Raw genomic sequence first — 20,707 nt, 5'->3', positions numbered from 1 at the left:
AGCGCCGCACAACAACAAAAACGAGGCTTCCCATGACAGCTGCACTACAACAACCCTCGCTATCGGGCCAATGTATGGCCGAGTTTCTGGGCACGGCCCTGCTGATCTTCTTCGGCACCGGCTGCGTTGCCGCCCTCAAGGTCGCAGGTGCCAGTTTCGGCCTGTGGGAAATCAGCATCATCTGGGGCGTCGGCGTCAGCATGGCCATCTACCTGACGGCAGGCGTATCCGGCGCGCACCTCAACCCGGCGGTGAGCGTCGCGCTCTGGCTGTTCGCCGGTTTCGAAAAGCGCAAGCTGCCGTTCTACATACTCGCCCAGATCGCCGGCGCCTTCTGCGGCGCACTGCTGGTTTACACCCTGTACAGCGGGCTGTTCAGCGAATTCGAACAGGCCAACCAGATGGTTCGTGGCTCCCAGGCCAGCCTGGAACTGGCGTCGGTGTTCTCCACCTTCCCCAATCCGGCGCTCTCCACCGGGCAGGCATTCATGGTCGAAGTGGTGATCACCGCCATCCTGATGGGCGTGATCATGTCCATTACCGACGACAACAACGGCCTGCCCCGCGGCCCGATGGCACCGCTGCTGATCGGCCTGCTGATCGCCGTGATCGGCAGTGCCATGGGCCCGCTGACCGGCTTTGCGATGAACCCGGCGCGGGACTTCGGGCCCAAGCTGATGACCTTCATCATGGGCTGGGGCGAGATCTCCCTCACCGGCGGCCGTGACATCCCCTATTTCCTGGTGCCGATCTTCGCGCCGATCCTGGGCGCCTGCCTCGGCGCCGCGGCGTACCGCACCCTGGTCGCGCGCCACCTGCCCAGCGTGGTCGAAGCGCCGACGGCAGAACGCGCCGCCGACCGCGACGTCAAAGCTTCCTGATTTCAACGGCGTACGCATCGGCACGAGACGCACGCCATTTTGTCCTCCGCTTACCTCAAGGCAATCGACATGACCGACAAGAACTACCTCATTGCCCTCGACCAGGGCACCACCAGCTCCCGGGCGATCATCTTCGATCGCGATGCCAATGTGGTGTGCATCGCCCAGCGCGAATTCACCCAGCATTACCCGCAAAGCGGCTGGGTCGAACACGATCCGATGGAAATCTTCGCCACGCAAAGCGCGGTGATGGTCGAGGCACTGGCGCAGGCCGGTCTGCACCATGACCAGGTGGCCGCCATCGGTATCACCAACCAACGCGAAACCACCGTGGTGTGGGACAAGAACACCGGCCGCCCGATCCACAACGCGATCGTCTGGCAATGCCGCCGCAGCACCGAAATCTGCCAGCAGCTCAAGCGCGATGGCCTGGAAGAATACATCCAGGAAACCACCGGCCTGGTCACCGACCCCTACTTCTCGGGCACCAAGCTGAAGTGGATCCTCGACCATGTCGAAGGCAGCCGCGAGCGCGCCCGCAAGGGGGAGCTGCTGTTCGGTACCATCGATAGCTGGCTGATCTGGAAATTCACCGGCGGCAAGGTGCACGTCACCGACTACACCAACGCCGCGCGCACCCTGCTCTTCAACATCCACACCCTGCAATGGGATGCGAAGATGCTGGAGGTGCTGGATATCCCCAGGGAGATGCTGCCCGAGGTCAAATCCTCGTCCGAGGTCTACGGCCACACCAAGAGCGGCATCGCCATCGCCGGCATCGCCGGCGACCAGCAGGCCGCGCTGTTCGGCCAGATGTGCGTCGAACCAGGCCAGGCCAAGAACACCTACGGCACCGGCTGCTTCCTGCTGATGAACACCGGCGACAAGGCGGTCAAGTCCCAGCACGGCATGCTCACCACCATCGCCTGCGGCCCGCGCGGCGAAGTGGCCTATGCACTGGAAGGGGCGATCTTCAACGCCGGCTCCACCATCCAGTGGCTGCGCGACGAATTGAAGGTGGTCAACGACGCCTACGACACCGAGTACTTCGCCGGCAAGGTCAAGGACAGCAACGGCGTGTACCTGGTCCCGGCCTTCACTGGCCTGGGCGCGCCCTACTGGGATCCCTATGCCCGTGGTGGGCTGCTCGGCCTGACCCGCGGCGTGAAGATCGACCACATCATCCGCGCCGCCCTGGAGTCCATCGCCTACCAGACCCGCGACGTGCTCGACGCCATGCAGCAGGATTCCGGCGAGCGCCTCAAATCCCTGCGCGTGGATGGCGGCGCGGTGGCCAACAACTTCCTGATGCAGTTCCAGGCCGACATCCTGGGCACCCATGTGGAGCGCCCGCAAATGCGCGAGACCACCGCCCTGGGCGCCGCCTACCTGGCCGGCCTGGCCACCGGGTTCTGGAGCAGCCTGGACGAACTGCGTGGCAAGGCGGTGATCGAGCGCGAGTTCGAGCCCCAGCTGGCCGATACGGACAAGGAGAAGTTCTACGAGGGCTGGAAGAAGGCCGTGGGCCGCACCCGCGACTGGCAGCCCCACGAAGCGCAGCAGTAAGCCCTCAGCCCCGGCTGTTGCTGGCAGTGAGCAGATTCGTGCGGCATCATGGGGAAATTCCGTGCGGCCCGAAGGACATTCAATGAATCTGCCCCCTCGCCAGCAGCAAATCCTCGATCTGATCCGCGAACGCGGGTACGTCAGCATCGAGGAGCTGGCCACCCAGTTCGTCGTCACCCCGCAAACCATCCGCCGCGATATCAATCAGCTGGCCGATGCCAACCTGCTACGCCGCTACCATGGCGGCGCGGCCTATGACTCCAGCGTCGAGAACACCGCCTACGCGATGCGCGCCGACCAGATGCGCCAGGAGAAACAGCGCATCGGCGAAGCGGTGGCCGCGCAGATTCCCGACCATGCCTCGCTGTTCATCAACATCGGCACCACCACCGAAGCCATCGCTCGGGCGCTGCTCAACCACAACCACCTGAAGATCATCACCAACAACCTCAACGTCGCCGCGATGCTCGCCGCCAAGGATGACTTCGACGTGCTGTTGACCGGCGGCAATGTGCGCCGCGATGGCGGTCTGGTGGGCCAGGCCAGCGTGGACTTCATCAACCAGTTCAAGGTCGACTTCGCCTTGGTCGGTATCAGCGGCATCGACGAAGATGGCAGCCTGCTGGATTTCGACTACCAGGAAGTACGGGTTTCCCAGGCGATCATCGCCAATGCTCGCCAGGTGATTCTCGCCGCCGACTCCAGCAAGTTCGGCCGCAACGCGATGATTCGCCTGGGCCCGATCAGCCTGATCGACTGCCTGGTGACCGACCAGCAGCCGGTTGCCGGCCTTTGCCAGCTGCTCGACCAGCACAAGATCCGTCTCGACGTTGTCTGACGCCCTCCTGCAACCACCGCCGCCCTGGGCCTGACACGCCCATCGCGGCGGCGCGTGTCGTTTTTATTCCAATTCGAACATCCAGCGAACCTTCTCGGCCGGCGAGCATCTGTAACTGTGTTCGCGAATTTTCATTCCGGCGTATTTCGTGATTCTTTTTGATCGAACAGCACTGGATACCCATTTATTCATGCGCTAATATTTTCGAAAATGAACATTCATGTTCGATTTGAAAATACAAACGCTATACGAGGCCACGACGATGTCCACACCCAGCCTGTCCAACAGCCCGCTGTCCGAGGTTTACGATATTGCCGTGGTGGGCGGCGGCATCAATGGCGCCGGCATTGCCTGTGATGCGGCAGGTCGCGGCCTGTCGGTGTTTCTTTGCGAGAAGGACGACCTGGCCCGCCATACCTCCTCGGCGAGCAGCAAGCTGATCCATGGCGGGCTGCGCTACCTGGAGCACCACGAGTTCCGCCTGGTACGCGAGGCCCTGGCCGAACGCGAAGTGCTGCTGGCCAAGGCGCCGCACATCGTCAGCCCGATGCGCTTCATCCTTCCCCACCGCCCGCACCTGCGTCCGGCCTGGATGATTCGCGCCGGCCTGTTTCTCTACGACAACCTGGGCAAGCGCAAGGCGCTGCCGCGCTCGCGCGGCCTGAGCTTTGGCGCCGACAGCCCGCTCAAGGCCGAGATCAGCAAGGGTTTCGAATACTCCGATTGCTGGGTCGACGATGCCCGCCTGGTGGTACTCAATGCCATGGCGGCCCGCGAGCACGGCGCCCACGTGCATACCCACACCCGCTGCGTCAGCGCACGGCGCAGCAAGGGTGCCTGGGAAGTCGATCTGGAGCGTGCCGATGGCAGCCGTTTCTCGATCCGCGCCAAGGCGCTGGTCAATGCCGCAGGCCCCTGGGTGGCACGCTTCATCCGTGACGACCTGCAGCAGAAATCGCCCTACGGCATCCGCCTGATCCAGGGCAGCCACATCGTGGTGCCGCGCCTGTTCGAGGGCAAGGAAGCCTATATCCTGCAGAACGAAGACCGCCGCATCGTCTTCGCCATCCCCTACCTGGATCGCTTCACCCTGATCGGCACCACGGACCGCGAGTACCAGGGCGACCCGGCTGCCGTGAGTATCAGCGAGGAAGAAACCGGTTACCTGCTCAAGGTGGTCAACGATCATTTCCGCAAGTCACTGAGCCGCGAGGACATCCTGCACAGCTACGCTGGCGTGCGCCCGCTGTGCGATGACGAGTCCGACGAGCCGTCGGCCATCACCCGCGACTACACCCTGTCGCTGTCCGCCCAGGGCAATGAGCCGCCGCTGCTGTCGGTGTTCGGTGGCAAGCTGACCACCTACCGCAAGCTGGCGGAGTCGGCGCTGGCCCAGCTGGCGCCGTTCTTCCCGAACATGCAGGCGCGCTGGACGGCCGAGGCACCACTGCCGGGCGGCGAGAACATGCAAAGCCGCGAAAGCCTGGTCGAAGCCCTGCGCGCCCGCCACAGCTGGCTGACTGCCGAGCTGGCGAGTCGCTGGGCAATCACCTATGGCAGCCGTATCTGGCAGCTGCTCGACAAGGTGCAGGGCGAAGCCGACCTGGGCGAGCACTTCGGTCATGGTCTGTACGCCCGCGAGGTGGACTACCTGCGCGAACAGGAATGGGCCACCGAGGTGGATGACATTCTCTGGCGCCGCAGCAAGTTGGGGCTGTTCCTGAGTGGCGCCGAGCGCAGCCGTCTGGAAGCCTATCTGGCTCCGGGCGAGGCGAGCGCGCTGCTTACATCTGTACCAGTTGCACATCCTGGCGATGCGCTTGCAGATGTGGCAGTACCGCGGCAAGCAACGGCGCCTTGAAGCGCTCCTGAAACCGGTGGGCCAGCCCTGGAATCAGGCGCAGCTCACTGCCCCGGATATGCGCGGCGACATGCACGCCGTGCATCACCGGCAACAGCGGGTCGGCGGTGCCATGCACCACCAGGGTCGGCACCTGCAGACGATTGAGCAGATCGACCCGGCTGCCTTCGGCAAGAATCGCCAGCAATTGCCGCTCCACCCCCGCCGGGTTGAAGGCCCGGTCGTAGGCGATTTCGGCCTGCTGCAGCAGCGCTGCACGATCATCCACCACACTCGGGCTGCCCAGCGCGGCCAGCAGATCGGCCTGTTGCTCCAGGGCCACCTCCCGGCTCGGCGCCTCGCGGCGTGCCAGCAGGTGCAACAGCGCCGGACTCGGTGCCGGCAGCCCCTGGGCGCCTGAGCTGGTCATCACCAGGGTCAGGCTGCGCACCCGCTGCGGCGCCATGTCGGCGATATGCTGGGCGATCATGCCGCCCATGCTGGCGCCCAGCAGATGAAACTCGCCAATGCCCAACGCATCCATCAGCCCCAGTGAATCAGCGGCCATATCACGCAAGCCATACGGGGCACCCACCGCCAGGCCAAGGCGGTAGCGCAGTACTTCATAGGCCAGGTTGGCGCTGGGCGCCTCGGCGTTCCAGCGGCTCAGCCCGACGTCACGGTTGTCGAAACGGATCACCCGAAAGCCCTGTTCGCACAGCTGCTCGACCACGTCGTCGGGCCAGTGGATCAGTTGCCCGCCCAGGCCCATGACCAGCAACAGTGCAGGATCGCTGCGACGCCCGATGCTCTGATACGCCAGGCTCACCTTGCCGACGGATGCGCGCTCGACGCCCATACCGACCTTGCATGTTTCAGTCGCCAGGGACGACAGGCTGCATAGCCAGGCAGCCAGAAAAATAACCACGCGCATCTTGGGGTCCACGAACGATAAGCCGAATAGCAGGCAAGTCTCGCAGTGATGGACCATGGCGCGCTGCCACAGATTGGTGACAGTTTGATGAAACCTGCCAGGCGGACACATGGAGGGCGACTCGACAGCAGACCGGCTCATCGGCGACACTGACCGGCATGAATACTGTTCATCTTATTTCCTGAGCAGTTGAATAGCCTACAGGTACCCGATGCTCGAAATCCGCCATTTGAAGACCCTTCACGCCCTGCGTGAAACCGACAGCCTGGTCGAGGCCGCCGACCGGTTGCACCTGACCCAGTCGGCGCTGTCGCATCAGTTCAAGGAGCTCGAAGAACGCCTCGGTATGCAGCTATTCGTGCGCAAGACCAAGCCGGTGCGCTTCACCAGCGCCGGGCTGCGCCTGCTACAGCTGTGCGATAGCGTGCTGCCGCTGCTGCGCAGCGCCGAGCGCGATCTGTCGCGCCTCGCCGGCGGTACGGCTGGCCGCCTGCATATGGCCATCGAATGCCACAGTTGCTTCCAGTGGCTGATGCCGACCATCGATCAGTTCCGCGACGCCTGGCCGGAGGTCGAGCTCGACCTGGCCTCGGGCTTTTCCTTCGCCCCGCTGCCCGCCCTGGCCCGCGGCGATCTGGACCTGGTAGTGACCTCCGACCCGCTGGAGCTCTCAGGCATCACCTACGTGCCGCTGTTCACCTACGAAGCCATGCTGGCGGTGGCCAACCAGCACGCCCTGGCCAACCGCGCCTATATCCGCCCCGAGGATCTGCTCAAGGAAACCCTGATCACCTATCCGGTGGAGCGTGATCGCCTGGATATCTTCACCCGCTTCCTGGAGCCCGCCGACATCGAGCCGGCTCAGGTGCGTACCTCCGAGCTGACGGTGATGATGATGCAACTGGTGGCCAGCGGTCGCGGCGTCTGCGGCCTGCCCAACTGGGCGCTGCACGAGTACAGTTCACGCGGTTACGTGACCGCCAAGCGCCTGGGCGACAAGGGTCTGTTCGCCACGCTCTATGCCGGCGTACGCACCGACATGCTCGATGCGCCCTTCATGCGCGACTTCCTGCTCACCGCCAAGGACACCTCGTTCGCCAACCTCGAAGGTGTGAGCGTTGCTCGGCACTAACACCCTCTCCTTTCTGCAGGGCCATTTGATGAACATCAGCGATATCCCCTTTGGCGTCACCGACTGGAGCCAGATTTCCGCTACCGAACATGCCGGCGAAACGGGCATGGCCTACTGGCGCACCTGCCAGTTCGGTACGCTGCGCGTGCGCATGGTCGAATACACGGCGGGCTACCTGGCCGACCATTGGTGCAAGAAGGGCCATATCCTGCTCTGCCTGGAAGGTGAACTGCACACCGAGCTCGAAGACGGCCGCCGTTTCGTGATGACCCCGGGCATGAGCTATCAGGTGGCCGACGAGGCCGAAGCGCACCGCAGTTCGACGACTCGTGGCGCGCGCCTGTTCATCGTCGACTGAATCAGGCCGCGGGCGGGTTACAGCCTTGGCGTTCTGCCGTTATGCTGACGGTCGATTTCCGCGCCTGGAGCCCGTCATGATCAACGCCAACCGTCTGCCTCTTCTCGCTGGCCTGGTTCTGCTGAGCGCCTGCGCCAGCCCCTCGAAGAGCCTGCAGGTGCAGAAACAGAGCCAGTGCCCGATCAGCCTGCAGGCTGGCCAGCAACTGATTCTCAGCCTGCCGAGCAACCCGACCACGGGCTACCGCTGGACAGTACAGGAAGACGCGGCCGCGGTGCTCAAGGCCCTGGGCCCGGAAGTCTACAGCGCGGCCGAAGACTCCGACTTGGTCGGCGGCGACGGCCACTCCACCTGGCGCTTCCAGGCCACCGAGCCAGGCGAGGCCCAACTGCTGCTGACCTACGCCCAGCCCTGGGATACCAGCGCCGCGCCGGCCGACACCTTCGACTGCCAGATCCGCGTGCGCTGACCAGTCGCCTGCATCGCCCCACACACGCCGACCATCGCATCAGGCTTGCGGTGAGGTTTGGCTAATCGCCGGACTTGGCTAAAATGCGCGCCTTTCCAGCGCCATGCAGACCGACCGTGAACAGACAGCCCGACCAACTCTTCGCCCAGCCACTGGATCAGGTGCCGGATTTCGTCTTCAACGAGGACGTGGCCCGGGTGTTCCCGGACATGATCAAGCGCTCGGTACCGGGCTACCCCACCATCGTCGAGAACATCGGCGTGCTGGCCGGTCAGTTCGCCCGGCCCGGCAGCCTGCTCTACGACCTGGGCTGCTCGCTGGGCGCCGTCACCCAGGCACTGCGCCGCCACGTACAGGCCGATGGCTGCCGGGTGATGGCCGTGGACAACTCCAGCGCCATGGTCGAGCGCTGCCGCGAATACCTGCACGCCCAGGACGCCATGTTTCAGGAGCTGCTGCCGGTCGAGGTGATCGAGGCGGACATCCTCGCCATGGACTGGCAGCCCGCCTCGCTGGTGGCGATGAACTTCACCCTGCAGTTCATCGCCCCGGAAAATCGCCTGGAGTTGCTAAGCCGTATTCATCGCACGCTGCTACCGGGCGGTGCATTGATCCTGTCGGAAAAGCTGCGTTTCGAAGACGGCCAGCAGCACGCCCTGCTCACCGACCTGCATATCGCCTTCAAGCGGGCCAATGGCTACAGCGAACTGGAAATCGCCCAGAAGCGCAGCGCCATCGAGAACGTCATGCTGCCCGACAGCCTCGAACAGCACCGCGAGCGCCTGCACGCCGCCGGCTTCAGCAAGGTGGTGCCCTGGTTCCAGTGCCTGAACTTCGCCTCCCTGGTGGCCCTGCCATGATGCGCCGCATGGACCTGGACGCCCTGCAGGCCGAGCTCGCCGGCACGCCTCTGCAGGATTGGAGCGCCGCCCTGCCCGGGCAGATCGACGCCAAGCTGGCCATCGGTCACGGCGACCTGCAGCGCTGGTACGCCGCCGTCGAAGCGCTGCCGCCACTAACGGCCGAGCAGATCGACCTACAGCAGGACTTCCGCCTCGACGGCCCCTGTGACGAGGCCACCCGAACGGCGCTGGACAGTGCGTTGCGTGGTCTGATCCCCTGGCGCAAGGGGCCCTTCCATCCGTTCGGCGTGCACCTGGACACCGAATGGCGTTCGGACTGGAAATGGCAGCGGGTCGCCCCGCACCTGGATCTGCAAGGCAGACGGGTGCTCGACGTCGGCTGCGGCAATGGCTACTACATGTGGCGCATGCTCGGCGCCGGCGCCCGCAGTGTGGTCGGCATCGACCCGAACTGGCTGTTCCTCTGCCAGTTCCTGGCCATGAAGAACTACCTGCCAGATATGCCAGCCTGGCACTTGCCGCTGGGTATCGAAGAGCTGCCGGCCAAGTTGCTGGGGTTCGACACGGTGTTCTCCATGGGCGTGCTCTACCACCGCCGCTCGCCCATCGATCACCTGCTGGAACTCAAGGACTGCCTGCGCAAGGGTGGCGAGCTGGTGCTGGAAACCCTGGTGGTGGAAGGTGACGCCCAACAGGTACTGGTACCCGAAGACCGCTACGCGCAGATGCGCAACGTCTGGTTCCTGCCCTCGGTCCCCGCGCTGGAGCTATGGCTGCGCCGCGCCGGGTTTCTTGACGCGCGCTGCGTGGATGTCAGCGTCACCTCGGTCGAGGAACAGCGCAGCACCGACTGGATGCGCTACCAGTCGCTGCCCGAGTTTCTCGACCCGCTCGACCACCGGCGCACCCTTGAAGGCCTGCCGGCGCCACGCCGGGCCGTGCTGGTAGCACGCAAGCCGTGACAGGGATTTAGCTGGCGGCATCACCCTTGCGGCGCCATTCGGCCTGCCGCGCCGCGATCATCGCCAGGGACATCTGCGCCCCGGCACTGACGCGCCCATGAGCGCTTCCCAGGCGAATCCGCCCGGTCCGATCGAGCAGCAGCAGGCGGCGCATCTTGCGCCTCCAGCACCAGGCGAAATACCAGTCGCCCAGCCACTGTGTCAGTTCATGGGGGCTGTCATCCGGCGACCTCGCCGGGTTGGCGCGCCCGACAGGTGCGGCATGCTGTTCATTCGACTTCATGACAACTCTCCTCGGCAGCCAGTGCTCACCGGTTATCGGTGATTGCTTGCCGACAGCTTGAGCTGCGCCTATCGTTAATTAAATCGACAAATACCTAACATACGATTAAGAAAATATTAACCACAAATGAACAGACCGTCGCCAGCAGACGTACCCGCCGCATTGCCCTTATTGGAAAGCGATGTGCTGAAGACCTTTGTCGGCATTGCCGAAAGCGGCAGCTTCACCCGCACGGCCGCGCAGGTGTTCCGCACCACAGCGGCGGTCAGCCAGCAGATCAAGCGCCTGGAGGAAACCCTTGGGCGGGCGCTGTTTCTTCGCGAGAGTCGCCGGGTGCGTCTCACGCCGGATGGCGAGATCCTGCTCGGCTATGCCCGCCGCCTGCTCAAGCTCAACGAGGAAGCGGTGGCACATTTTCGCGTGCCCGACCTGACGGGTACCGTGCGTTTCGGTACCCCCTTCGACATCGGTGTCGGCTCGCTGCCGGATCTGCTGTCGCAGTTCGCCCTCAGCCATCCGGCCGTGCAAGTCGATGTCTCGGTGGGTCGCAGTTGCGAGCTGATCGAGCGCCTGGACGCTGGCGAACTCGACCTGACACTGCTCAATACCGGCGATGCCGATGCCGACGACGCCCGTGGCGAAGTCATTTGCAGCGAGTCACTGGTGTGGGCAGGTCGCGAAGGTGGCCTGGCCGTCAAGCGCAACCCGTTACCGCTTGCGCTGGCCAGTACCGGTTGTGCCTGGCGTCGTGCCGCCCTGGACGGCCTGGACCGCCTCGGGCGCAGCTACCGCATCGCCTATTCCAGCGAACAATGTGCGGGTCAGGAAGCCGCGCTGCTGGCCGACCTGGCCATTGCGGCCTTGCCCGCCAGCCTGGTCAAACCGCCGCTACGCCGCCTTTCTCAGCAGGAGCACGATCTGCCGCCCCTGGGCGACTATCACATCAAGCTGCTGCGCGGCAGCAACCGTGGCGCAGCCGCCGAAGCACTGGCGGCGCAAGTGGCGATGGCCTACGGGGCAATGCGTTAGCGTACCGCAGCGCCTGCGATCAGCTGCTTCATCTCCCGCACGGCCTCCTTGAAGCCGACGAACAGCGCGTGGCTGACCAGCGCGTGACCAATGTTCAGCTCGTTGATGCCCGGGATCGCCGCCACCGGCTCGACGTTGTGGTAATGCAGGCCGTGGCCGGCATTGACGATCAATCCCAGGGAAACACCCAGGGCGACACCTTCACGGATACGCTGCAGCTCGACGGCTGCTTCCTGCGGCGTATGGGCATCGGCATAACGCCCGGTATGCAGTTCGATGGCCGGCGCGCCGACGCGCTTGCTGGCCTCGATCTGCTGCGGGTCGGCATCGATGAACAGCGACACCTCACTGCCAGCGGCCGCCAGTTGCTTGACGGCGGCGGCAATCCGCGCCTCCTGACCCGCCACGTCCAGGCCGCCTTCGGTGGTCAGCTCCTGGCGGGTTTCCGGCACCAGGCACACGTGCTCGGGGCGTATCTCCTCGGCGAAGGCGAGCATGAAATCGGTCACCCCCATTTCGAAGTTCATGCGCGTCTGCATGACTTCCTTGAGCACGCGCACGTCGCGCTCCTGGATATGCCGGCGATCTTCGCGCAGGTGTACGGTAATGCCGTCGGCACCCGCCTCTTCGGCATCCAGCGCGGCTTTTACCGGGTCGGGATAGCGGGTGCCGCGCGCCTGGCGCAGCGTGGCGACGTGATCGATATTCACACCCAGCAAAACACGGTTGGCTTCAGTCACGGGGTCGGCTCCTTGAGCGTCATGAACAATTCGCGGCTGACCAGGGGTCGGCCGCCGAGATGAGGGGCGAGTGCCTGGCGCATCAGACGCTTGGCGGCAGCCAGCGCGCCGGGCGTGCTCCAGTCGGCATCGGCCATGGCCAGCAGCTCACGACCGAGAAACGCGCCCGGCTGCCAGTGGCCGATGGGCAGAAAGCCGCTGTCGGCCTCCAGCCGGTACAAGCCGTCGCTGACCACGGCATTGCCCTGCACGTCGCTGTCGAGGGCGAAACCATAGCCGAGTTCGTCGAGCAGCCGCCATTCGAATGCACGCAGCAGCGGCTCCAGGGGCCGGCCCTGGGCCAGCGCCAGGATGGTCATGGCGTAATGCTCGAAGATCACCGGGTGCGGGTCTTCGGCCGGCAGTACGCGGATCAGCAATTCGTTGAGGTACAGGCCACTGAACAGCGCCTCGGCGGTGAGCAGATTGGGAATGCCGGCGGCTTCCAGGCGACCGACGTTCTTCAGCTCGCCACGGCCGCGGGTTTCCAGCTCCAGGGGAATGAACGGCCGGGCCAGGCTGCCGGCCTTGCCCCGCGCGCCACGCAGCACGGCGCGCAAGCGGCCTTGCGGGGTGAGGAAATCCACCAGCGCACTGCTCTCGCGGTAGGCGCGGCTGTGCAGGACATAGGCGGGCTGGCTGGGCGCAAGCATGGGGGTAAACTCGCTGGGTTAGCCAGCCGCGGCGCGGTGGATGCCGCGGTCAGATATCGTCGTAACCGAGCGAACGCAGGGCGCGCTCGTCGTCGGACCAGCCACTCTTCACCTTGACCCAGAGGTTGAGCATGACCTTGGTGTCGAACATCGACTCCATATCCTTGCGCGCTTCCTGGCCAATGCGTTTGAGGCGCTCGCCCTTCTCGCCGATGATGATCTTCTTCTGCCCATCGCGCTCGACCAGGATCAGCGCATGGATGTGCATGATCCGCCCTTCGCGCTTGAATTCCTCGATCTCCACGGTGATCTGGTACGGCAACTCGGCGCCGAGCTGACGCATGATCTTCTCGCGCACCAGCTCGGCGGCGAAGAAGCGTCCGGAGCGGTCGGTGATCTGGTCTTCGGGGAAGAAATGCACGCCTTCGGGCAAACGCTCGCCTACCAGCTTTTCCAGCGCATCGAGGTTATGGCCGTGCTGCGCCGAAACCGGCACGATCTCGGCGTTGGGCAACTGCTCTGCCAGCCACTGCAGGTGCGGCATCAGGTCGGCCTTGTCTTCCAGACGATCGGTCTTGTTGACCGCGAGGATTACCGGGCCTTCGACGTACTGGACGCGCTCGAGGACCATCTGGTCCTCGTCGGTCCAGCGGGTGCGATCGACCACGAAGATCACCACGTCGACGTCCTTGAGGGCCGACGAGGCGTTCTTGTTCATGTAGCGGTTGATCGCCTTGTCGTTGTTCTTGTGCAGGCCGGGGGTATCGACATAGATGGCCTGCACCTCGCCTTCGGTCTTGATGCCGAGCATGTTGTGGCGGGTGGTCTGCGGCTTGCGCGAGGTGATCGCCAGCTTCTGGCCGAGGATGTGATTGAGCAGCGTCGATTTGCCCACGTTGGGACGGCCAACGATGGCGACATAGCCACAGCGCGTTACGGGCGAATCAGTCATTGCCGTTCTCCACACCCAGGGCGATCAGCGCGGCGGTGGCCGCGACCTGTTCGGCGATCCGGCGACTGGCGCCTTGGCCCAGGGTCTTGTCATTGAGTAGATTGACCTGACATTCGACCACGAATGTCCGGCAATGGGGTTCGCCCTGGATATCGACCACTTCGTAACGCGGCAGCTCGCAGGCGCGCGATTGCAGGAACTCCTGCAGGCGGGTCTTGGGATCCTTGTTGGTATCGACCAGGGTCAGGCCGTCCAGCTCGCTGGTCAGCCAGGCCAGCACCCGCTCGCGGGCGACCTGCATGCCGGCATCCAGATAAATGGCGCCGATCAGCGCTTCCAGGGCATCGGCGAGGATCGAGTCGCGGCGAAAGCCACCGCTCTTCAGTTCGCCGGAACCCAGGCGCAGGTACTCGCCCAGATCGAAACCGCGTGCCAGCACGGCCAGGGTCTCGCCCTTCACCAGACGCGCACGCAGCCTCGACAGCTGGCCTTCGCGAGCCTGGGGAAAACGCTCGTAGAGCGCCTCGCCGGCGACGAAATTGAGGATGGCATCACCGAGGAACTCCAGACGCTCATTGTTGCGCCCGGCAAAACTGCGATGGGTCAGGGCCAGGATCATCAGATCCTGGTCCTTGAAGCTGTGCCCGAGCTGGCGCTCGAGGCGGGTCAACGAAACACTCACGGCATACGCACACGAAATTCTTTATCGAAATTAACCACCAGGTCGATGTTCTCGATCAGGTGCTCACGTTTTTCATACTTGAGGTGGGCAAGGAACTCGTTGCCGTCCTGGGTCACCTTCAGCGCGTCCTGCATATTCAGGTCGCGGATGCTGTTGACCGTCATGCCACGGCTGACGTGGCTGTAGAAATCGCCCACGGTCCTGACTTCCTGAAGGCGGTCGGTTTCCACCGAAGTGATGATCTTTTCCATCGACATGTAGTCGAGGTAATGCGGCACCACCTTGAACGCCGTGCTGGCCAGAAACGCCACGACAGCCAGTACCACCAGCCAGCTGACGATCGACAAGCCCTGCTGCGAGCGTGCGAATTTCATGTTCATCCCCAAAAATATCCAGATGGTCCGATGCGCACCGGGCGCATCACAAGACTATAGATAGGTGGCAGCGCCGTATTGAACGGCGCCGCAAATTTTCATCAGATCAGTGAATCAGCCCGACACGGGAGAAGTTCGGCAGGGTCTTGAACTTCGGATCCGGCCAGCTCATCCAGATGGCGAACGCCTTGCCGACGATGTTGCGATCCGGAACCATGCCCAGCACGTCTTTGGGGATATTCGGGTCGTTCCAGTAACGGCTGTCGTTGGAGTTGTCGCGGTTGTCGCCCATCATGAAGTAGTGCCCTTCCGGGATGGTCCACTCCTTGCCGGGCTCGGCGCGGTAGCGGGTCATTTCCTTGCGGATGCGGTGCTCCACATCGCCCAGGCGTTCGCTGTACAGCGTGGCGCTGCCCAGGCTCCCCGGCTCCTCGCCGATCAACTGCTCGGCAACCGGCTTGCCGTTGACGAACAGGCGCTTGTCGCTGCTGTAGCGCACGTGGTCGCCTGGCAGGCCGATTACCCGCTTGATGTAGTTGACGTTGGGGTCGCTCGGGTAGCGAAACACCATGACGTCGCCGCGCTGCGGGTCACCCACTTCGATCACCTTGGTGTCCAGCACCGGCAGGCGAATGCCGTAGGCAAACTTGTTGACCAGGATGAAGTCGCCCACTTCCAGGGTCGGGATCATCGAGCCGGACGGGATCTGGAACGGCTCGACCAGAAAGGAGCGCAACACCAGGACGATGGCCAGCACCGGAAAGAACGACTTGCCGTATTCGACCAGCAAGGGTTCCTTGTTGAGCTTCTCGACCACTGCGTCGTCGACTTGCTCGACCTTGCCCTGGTAACTGGCGATCGCCGCACGACGCCGCGGCGCCAGGAATACCAGATCGAACAGGGCCAGGGCGCCGCACACGGCGACGGCAATGACCAGCAACAGCGGGAAATTGAATGACATAGGCCTCAGCTATCCAACTTGAGTACAGCAAGAAAGGCTTCCTGTGGAATCTCCACGTTCCCCACCTGCTTCATGCGCTTCTTACCGGCCTTCTGCTTTTCCAGCAGTTTGCGCTTACGGCTCACGTCACCGCCGTAACACTTGGCCAGAACGTTCTTTCTCAACGCCTTGACAGTGGTCCGCGCCACGATCTGGCCGCCGATGGCAGCCTGAATCGCCACGTCGAACATCTGCCGAGGAATCAGGTCCTTCATCTTCTCGGTCAACTGGCGCCCTTTGTAATGGGCGTTGTCACGGTGCACGATCAGCGCCAGGGCATCGACCTTGTCGCCGTTGATCAACACGTCCAGCTTGACCAGGTTGGCCGACTGGTAACGGTCGAAATGGTAATCCAGCGAGGCATAGCCACGGCTGGTGGATTTCAGACGGTCGAAGAAATCGAGCACCACTTCATTCATCGGCAGGTCGTAGCGAACCTGAACCTGGGTGCCGAGGAACTGCATGTCACGCTGCACGCCGCGCTTTTCGATGCACAAGGTGATGACGTTGCCCAGATGTTCCTGTGGAACCAGGATCGTGGCTTGTACGATCGGCTCACGGAAATCTTCGACCGAGGACACATCCGGCAGCTTCGACGGGTTGTCCACATAAATGGTTTCACCGGTCTTGAGCACGACTTCGAAAATAACGCTCGGCGCCGTGGTGATCAGGTCCAGGTCGTATTCGCGTTCCAGGCGCTCCTGGATGATTTCCATGTGCAGCATGCCCAGGAAGCCGCAACGGAAGCCGAAGCCCAGGGCGTCGGAACTCTCCGGCAGGTACTGCAGGGACGAATCGTTGAGCGTCAGCTTCTGCAGGGCGTCGCGGAAGTCCTCGAAGTCATCGGAGCTGACCGGGAACAGGCCGGCGTAGACCTGCGGCTGGATGCGCTTGAAGCCGGGCAGCATCTCCACGTCGGGCGTGGAGCTGAGGGTCAGGGTGTCGCCCACCGGCGCACCGTGGATGTCCTTGATGCTGGCGATGATGAAGCCCACTTCGCCGGCCTTGAGATCGGCGGTGGCGGTGTGCTTGGGGTTGAACACCCCGACGCTGTCGACCAGGTGCACCTTGCCGGTGGACTTGACCAGGATCTTGTCGCCTTTCTTGACGCGGCCGTGGCGCACGCGCACCAGGGACACGACGCCCAGGTAGTTGTCGAACCAGGAGTCGATGATCAGCGCCTGCAGGGGCGCCTCGATCTCACCGGTCGGCGCCGGAATGGCCTGCACCAGACGCTCGAGCACCTCGTCGACGCCCACGCCGCTCTTGGCGCTGCAGGCCACGGCGTCGCTGGCATCGATACCGATGATCTTCTCGATCTCGTCCTTGACGCGATCGGGATCGGCCTGCGGCAGGTCCATCTTGTTCAGCACCGGCATGACTTCCAGGCCCTGCTCGATGGCGGTGTAGCAGTTGGCCACCGACTGCGCCTCCACCCCCTGCCCCGCATCGACGACCAGCAGCGCACCTTCACAGGCTGCCAGCGAACGGCTCACCTCATAGGTGAAGTCGACGTGACCGGGCGTGTCGATGAAGTTCAGCTGATAGGTGATGCCATCCTTTGCCTTGTAATAGAGCGTGACGCTGTGGGCCTTGATGGTGATGCCGCGTTCGCGCTCCAAGTCCATGGAATCGAGAACCTGAGCCTCCATCTCGCGCGCGGTCAGGCCGCCGCACATCTGGATGAAACGGTCAGCCAGCGTCGACTTGCCGTGGTCAATGTGGGCAATGATGGAAAAATTGCGGATATGACTCAGGTCACTCACAGGACAACACTCGAAAAAGGCCGCAGGCGAATGCCTGCCGAAAATAGCCGCAAAGTTTACCCGAGTGGTTGCCCCCACGTCACGTCAGGACAAGCGTGAGAGCGCAGTAATCGAGTATCCGCTTGCCACACCTGCCTTGGGCGGTCGGCATTTCTCAGGCATGCCCCCAAGCAGAGGTCATGAGGCGGCCATAAAAAAGGGCGACTTTCGTCGCCCATCTCAGCTTGGTCGGCCAGACCTATTCGGCCAACTTGAAAGTAATGAAGCTGGCGCGGCCCTGACGTAGTACGCGCATCGACACCGAGCGATTCTTCGGCAGCGATTGCGCCACTTCGGTGAAGTTCTTCGCCGAGCTGATCGCCTGATTGTTCAGGTGGGTGATCACGTCGCCCGGACGCAGGCCGATCAGCGCAGCCGGACCATCCTGAACTTCGCGAATCACCACGCCACCGCGCAGATCCAGCGCTTTTTTCTGTTCGTCGGTCAGCTCGGCAACGCTGACGCCCAGACGGTTGCTGCTGCGTTCGGCGCCTGGCGTGGCACCTGGGGTCGCTTCGTCGGCGTCATCGGCCGGCATGGTGCCGACCGCCAGCTTCAGATTCCTGCGCGCGCCCTCACGGACGATTTCCAGGTTGGCCTTGGTGCCCGGCTTCAGGGCGCCAACCAGATGAGGCAGGTCGGCAGACATGATGATCGGCTTGCCATCCAGGCTGAGGATCACATCGCCGACCTGCAGCCCGCCCTTGGCAGCCGGGCCGTCTTCAAGCACCTGGGCGACCAGGGCGCCGGCCGGTCTCTCCAGGCCAAACGACTCGGCGAGATCCTTGTTCACTTCCTGAATCACCACACCCAGCCAGCCGCGGCTGACCTTGCCGCTGGCCTTGAGCTGGTCGGCCACATCCATCGCCACGCTCATGGGAATGGCAAAGGACAGCCCCATGAAGCCGCCGGAGCGGGTGAAGATCTGCGAGTTGATACCGACCACTTCGCCATCGAGGTTGAACAGCGGGCCGCCGGAGTTACCCGGGTTGATCGCCACGTCGGTCTGGATGAACGGCACATAACTCTCGTTTGGCAGGCTGCGCCCCTTGGCACTGACGATACCGGCGGTGACCGAGTGATCGAAACCGAACGGCGAGCCGATGGCCAGTACCCACTCACCGACCTTGAGGTTGTCGGAGTTGCCCAGCTTCACGGTCGGCAGATCATCCGCCTCGACCTTGAGCAGCGCCACGTCACTGCGCGGATCGGTACCGATCAGCTTGGCTTCCAGCTCGCTGCGGTCAGAGAGGCGAACGATGATTTCATCGGCGTCGGCGACCACATGGTTGTTGGTCAGGATGTAACCATCCTTGGAGATGATGAAGCCCGAGCCGAGCGACTGTGCTTCACGCTGGCGACCACCGCCACCTGGCGCGCGAGGCTGCTGAGGAATGCTGCGCTCGAAGAATTCGCGGAACATCGGCGGCAGGCCTTCCAGGTCCGGAACGGCGAGCCCGCCACTGCTGGCGACGGCGTTCGGCACCTTCTGCCGGGTGCTGATGTTGACCACGGCAGGTGAAGCCGCCTCGACCAATGGGGTGAAGTCCGGTAGCTGTGCATGCGCCGCCACGGATTGCCCCATCAGAAACACCGCGAACAACGCGGCCGCATAATTTTTCAGGCTAGGCATCGACATTGCAGTTTCTTCCCCATCCAGAACAAACGAGGCCCCTGTGGGGCCAGTGGTACAACAAACAGGCGGCACATCGGCCTTGATCGTTATCGTCGGCCGTTACGGCGTGGCGTGCACGTCGCCGGTACGCATCGACATGGCGACACGCTCCGCCGTTCCCAGCGGAATTTCGCCCACCACCGTTACCATGACATCTCCATCGTCCGTTGTCAGGCGCCGGGACACGGCCACGGTAGGCCCAAGCTGGTTGCGCGCATCGGCTACAGCCGCATCGTGCAGGGGCTCGAGAAAGACGGAAAAGCGCGCCAGACCGTCATCATAAACCAGACAATCGACGCTATCGGTAGATAACGGGCTGCGCTGCCGGGTTACCGCGCTGAGATTGAAACCCGGCGGCAACCACTCGGAGCGCCAGGACTCTGCCGACGGCGTACGCGCCTTGACGACGCGCACCGGTGCGCATTGGGTAGAAGGCTGCAATACGGCAGTTGGCTGCATAGCCGCCGTATCAAGCTGGGTGAACTGGAATCGCTCGAGTAGCTCACCGCGGTCATTGACCAGCAGCGACTTGAGCGGCAGGCCGGTTTCCTTGTCCACGTAAAGCTGAACACCGTAACGATGCTGATCACGCGGAACCAGGCCAAGCACCACGGCCGAGCGCCCGGCTACCCGGGACTCGCCACGCAGACTCAGCTCGTACCATTGCTCGATCTGCCTGGCATCGAGACCATGGGCAGGCCACGCCTGCTCATCGACGACGACGGAGGCAATCGGGCCGTTGACGCACTGCGCCTGGCCGTTGACCCGCAGCATTTCCTGCGGCGGTCCATCGAGTTGCAACAACCGCTCGCGCACAGTTCCACCCGGCTCGACCTGACGCCAGATGCTGTGAGTGGAAAGACTGCCGTTGCGTTCGTAAACGAAGGTGCCTTGGAAGCTTTGCTTGCTCTCGGCCTGACTCAGCCGTTGCAACCATCCCTGTGCATCGGCGGCCATGGCAGGGGTTGCCAAAATACCGCCGAGCATCAGGGAGGTGACGAGAATGGAGCGCATACGCGTCGTTCTTAACGCTCTTCTACACTCGCAGACCGTGCAAACGGCAGTGCATTTTCAGCAGTGCCAGGGGCAGATTGCTGACCATGCTGACGCAGGTACTCAGGCAGACGCTGTTCATGCCAGCCTTCACCTTCGGCAGAGACGGTCTCTACAGCCGGCTGCTCATCCGAAGTCTTGAAGCCTGCCAGAATGGCCGGCCCCTGAGCTTGCGGCAGCGCGATGGACGGCTGATCCTGCTGCGCCAACTGGGCACCAGAAACGTCATCCTGATTGTAGAAACGCACGCCGGCCAACACGGCAACCGTGACGGTCGCAGCAACGGCTACGCGTCCCAGGCTGCGCCACGGACCACGCACGACTTTCTCTTGCACAACTGGAGTGGCATCGTTTTCCAGAGCCGCGGAAACGGCTGCGGCGATGTCCAGTTTAGGCACGAGCAGGTCCTTGTGCATCGCGGCACGGGCTACCTGATAACGGGACCAGGTGGCACGCAGATCGGCATCGTTGCTCGCACCGAGCACACGCCGAAGTTCAAGTTCATCCGCTTCGTTATCCATCACCGCGGACAGCGATTCCTGCAGGGCTTCACGACTCATAGCGGTTCCTCTCTTGGCT

22 protein-coding genes are annotated in these 20,707 nt (G+C 63.4%); 10 read left to right on the top strand and 12 right to left on the bottom strand.

All coding sequences use genetic code 11. From position 1 onward, the window contains the following. Positions 1-32 precede the first annotated feature (32 nt). From SA190iCDA_RS08950 to glpD, 4 genes are all read left to right on the top strand, one after another. On the top strand, positions 33-881 hold the full coding sequence (locus SA190iCDA_RS08950; RefSeq protein WP_070886614.1) for an MIP/aquaporin family protein: 849 nt from the start codon (positions 33-35) through the stop codon (positions 879-881). Between the two features lie 69 nt (positions 882-950). Further along, positions 951-2,447 (top strand): glycerol kinase GlpK, encoded by a 1,497-nt coding sequence (gene glpK, locus SA190iCDA_RS08945; protein ID WP_070886613.1) that lies wholly within the window; start codon positions 951-953, stop codon positions 2,445-2,447. Positions 2,448-2,529: 82 nt separating this feature from the next. Continuing rightward, positions 2,530-3,285: a DeoR/GlpR family transcriptional regulator gene (locus SA190iCDA_RS08940; RefSeq protein ID WP_070886612.1), complete on the top strand. Its 756-nt coding sequence runs from the start codon at positions 2,530-2,532 to the stop codon at positions 3,283-3,285. Between the two features lie 262 nt (positions 3,286-3,547). Further along, positions 3,548-5,146 (top strand): glycerol-3-phosphate dehydrogenase, encoded by a 1,599-nt coding sequence (gene glpD / locus SA190iCDA_RS08935; RefSeq protein WP_070886611.1) that lies wholly within the window; start codon positions 3,548-3,550, stop codon positions 5,144-5,146. Here the strand turns inward: glpD and SA190iCDA_RS08930 are convergent. Further along, the gene (locus SA190iCDA_RS08930) at positions 5,070-6,059 is read right to left on the bottom strand and encodes an alpha/beta fold hydrolase (RefSeq protein WP_070886893.1); all 990 of its coding nucleotides are present in this window, start codon (positions 6,057-6,059) and stop codon (positions 5,070-5,072) included. The two genes, glpD and SA190iCDA_RS08930, sit on opposite strands and share 77 nt — an antisense overlap. A gap of 211 nt (positions 6,060-6,270) precedes the next feature. Here SA190iCDA_RS08930 and metR point away from each other — a divergent pair, with 211 nt between their 5' ends. The 5 genes from metR (at position 6,271) to cmoB (ending at position 9,843) form a co-directional block, all read left to right on the top strand. Further along, the gene (metR, locus tag SA190iCDA_RS08925; RefSeq protein WP_070886610.1) at positions 6,271-7,191 is read left to right on the top strand and encodes a transcriptional regulator MetR; all 921 of its coding nucleotides are present in this window, start codon (positions 6,271-6,273) and stop codon (positions 7,189-7,191) included. Positions 7,192-7,219: 28 nt separating this feature from the next. Next, a complete protein-coding gene (locus SA190iCDA_RS08920; RefSeq protein WP_070886609.1) occupies positions 7,220-7,549 on the top strand; it encodes a DHCW motif cupin fold protein in 330 nt (109 codons plus the stop codon). 76 nt (positions 7,550-7,625) lie between these two features. Continuing rightward, the gene (locus tag SA190iCDA_RS08915; RefSeq protein WP_070886608.1) at positions 7,626-8,018 is read left to right on the top strand and encodes a protease inhibitor I42 family protein; all 393 of its coding nucleotides are present in this window, start codon (positions 7,626-7,628) and stop codon (positions 8,016-8,018) included. 83 nt (positions 8,019-8,101) lie between these two features. Continuing rightward, positions 8,102-8,878 carry a carboxy-S-adenosyl-L-methionine synthase CmoA gene (gene cmoA, locus SA190iCDA_RS08910; RefSeq protein ID WP_070886607.1) on the top strand — a complete coding sequence of 259 codons (777 nt, stop codon included), beginning with the start codon at positions 8,102-8,104 and terminating at the stop codon, positions 8,876-8,878. Further along, a complete protein-coding gene (cmoB, locus tag SA190iCDA_RS08905) occupies positions 8,875-9,843 on the top strand; it encodes a tRNA 5-methoxyuridine(34)/uridine 5-oxyacetic acid(34) synthase CmoB (RefSeq protein ID WP_070886606.1) in 969 nt (322 codons plus the stop codon). Before cmoA ends, cmoB begins: the two co-directional genes overlap by 4 nt. A 7-nt stretch (positions 9,844-9,850) precedes the next feature. Here the strand turns inward: cmoB and SA190iCDA_RS08900 are convergent, their stop codons facing one another. Beyond that, complete coding sequence (locus SA190iCDA_RS08900) at positions 9,851-10,126, bottom strand: hypothetical protein (protein WP_070886605.1); 276 nt, start codon at positions 10,124-10,126, stop codon at positions 9,851-9,853. A gap of 126 nt (positions 10,127-10,252) precedes the next feature. On the opposite strand from SA190iCDA_RS08900, the gene SA190iCDA_RS08895 reads away from it, so the two are divergent. Then, on the top strand, positions 10,253-11,155 hold the full coding sequence (locus SA190iCDA_RS08895; RefSeq protein WP_070886604.1) for a LysR family transcriptional regulator: 903 nt from the start codon (positions 10,253-10,255) through the stop codon (positions 11,153-11,155). Here SA190iCDA_RS08895 and pdxJ read toward each other — a convergent pair. The 10 genes from pdxJ to SA190iCDA_RS08845 form a co-directional block, all read right to left on the bottom strand. Further along, positions 11,152-11,895, bottom strand: a complete 744-nt coding sequence (gene pdxJ / locus SA190iCDA_RS08890) for a pyridoxine 5'-phosphate synthase (RefSeq protein WP_070886603.1) — start codon at positions 11,893-11,895, stop codon at positions 11,152-11,154. The two genes, SA190iCDA_RS08895 and pdxJ, sit on opposite strands and share 4 nt — an antisense overlap. Then, the gene (recO, locus tag SA190iCDA_RS08885; RefSeq protein WP_070886602.1) at positions 11,892-12,587 is read right to left on the bottom strand and encodes a DNA repair protein RecO; all 696 of its coding nucleotides are present in this window, start codon (positions 12,585-12,587) and stop codon (positions 11,892-11,894) included. The genes pdxJ and recO overlap by 4 nt, the downstream gene beginning before the upstream one ends. A gap of 49 nt (positions 12,588-12,636) precedes the next feature. Beyond that, complete coding sequence (gene era, locus SA190iCDA_RS08880; protein ID WP_070886601.1) at positions 12,637-13,539, bottom strand: GTPase Era; 903 nt, start codon at positions 13,537-13,539, stop codon at positions 12,637-12,639. Further along, positions 13,532-14,221: a ribonuclease III gene (gene rnc / locus SA190iCDA_RS08875; RefSeq protein WP_070886600.1), complete on the bottom strand. Its 690-nt coding sequence runs from the start codon at positions 14,219-14,221 to the stop codon at positions 13,532-13,534. The genes era and rnc overlap by 8 nt, the downstream gene beginning before the upstream one ends. Further along, a complete protein-coding gene (locus tag SA190iCDA_RS08870) occupies positions 14,218-14,595 on the bottom strand; it encodes a DUF4845 domain-containing protein (RefSeq protein WP_013792325.1) in 378 nt (125 codons plus the stop codon). The genes rnc and SA190iCDA_RS08870 overlap by 4 nt, the downstream gene beginning before the upstream one ends. A 106-nt stretch (positions 14,596-14,701) precedes the next feature. Further along, a complete protein-coding gene (lepB, locus tag SA190iCDA_RS08865) occupies positions 14,702-15,556 on the bottom strand; it encodes a signal peptidase I (RefSeq protein WP_070886599.1) in 855 nt (284 codons plus the stop codon). 5 nt (positions 15,557-15,561) lie between these two features. Then, complete coding sequence (gene lepA, locus SA190iCDA_RS08860; RefSeq protein WP_070886598.1) at positions 15,562-17,361, bottom strand: translation elongation factor 4; 1,800 nt, start codon at positions 17,359-17,361, stop codon at positions 15,562-15,564. Between the two features lie 238 nt (positions 17,362-17,599). Further along, the gene (locus SA190iCDA_RS08855) at positions 17,600-19,033 is read right to left on the bottom strand and encodes a DegQ family serine endoprotease (RefSeq protein WP_070886892.1); all 1,434 of its coding nucleotides are present in this window, start codon (positions 19,031-19,033) and stop codon (positions 17,600-17,602) included. A gap of 102 nt (positions 19,034-19,135) precedes the next feature. Continuing rightward, entirely contained in the window at positions 19,136-20,089 is a 954-nt protein-coding gene (locus SA190iCDA_RS08850) for a MucB/RseB C-terminal domain-containing protein (protein ID WP_070886597.1), read from the bottom strand. A gap of 11 nt (positions 20,090-20,100) precedes the next feature. Continuing rightward, complete coding sequence (locus SA190iCDA_RS08845; protein ID WP_070886596.1) at positions 20,101-20,688, bottom strand: sigma-E factor negative regulatory protein; 588 nt, start codon at positions 20,686-20,688, stop codon at positions 20,101-20,103. Positions 20,689-20,707: the final 19 nt, after the last annotated feature.

Origin of the sequence: Pseudomonas argentinensis, from assembly GCF_001839655.2 — a bacterium.
In the GTDB taxonomy this organism is placed as follows: domain Bacteria; phylum Pseudomonadota; class Gammaproteobacteria; order Pseudomonadales; family Pseudomonadaceae; genus Aquipseudomonas; species Aquipseudomonas argentinensis_B.
This window is presented reverse-complemented; position numbering and strand designations above follow the sequence as displayed.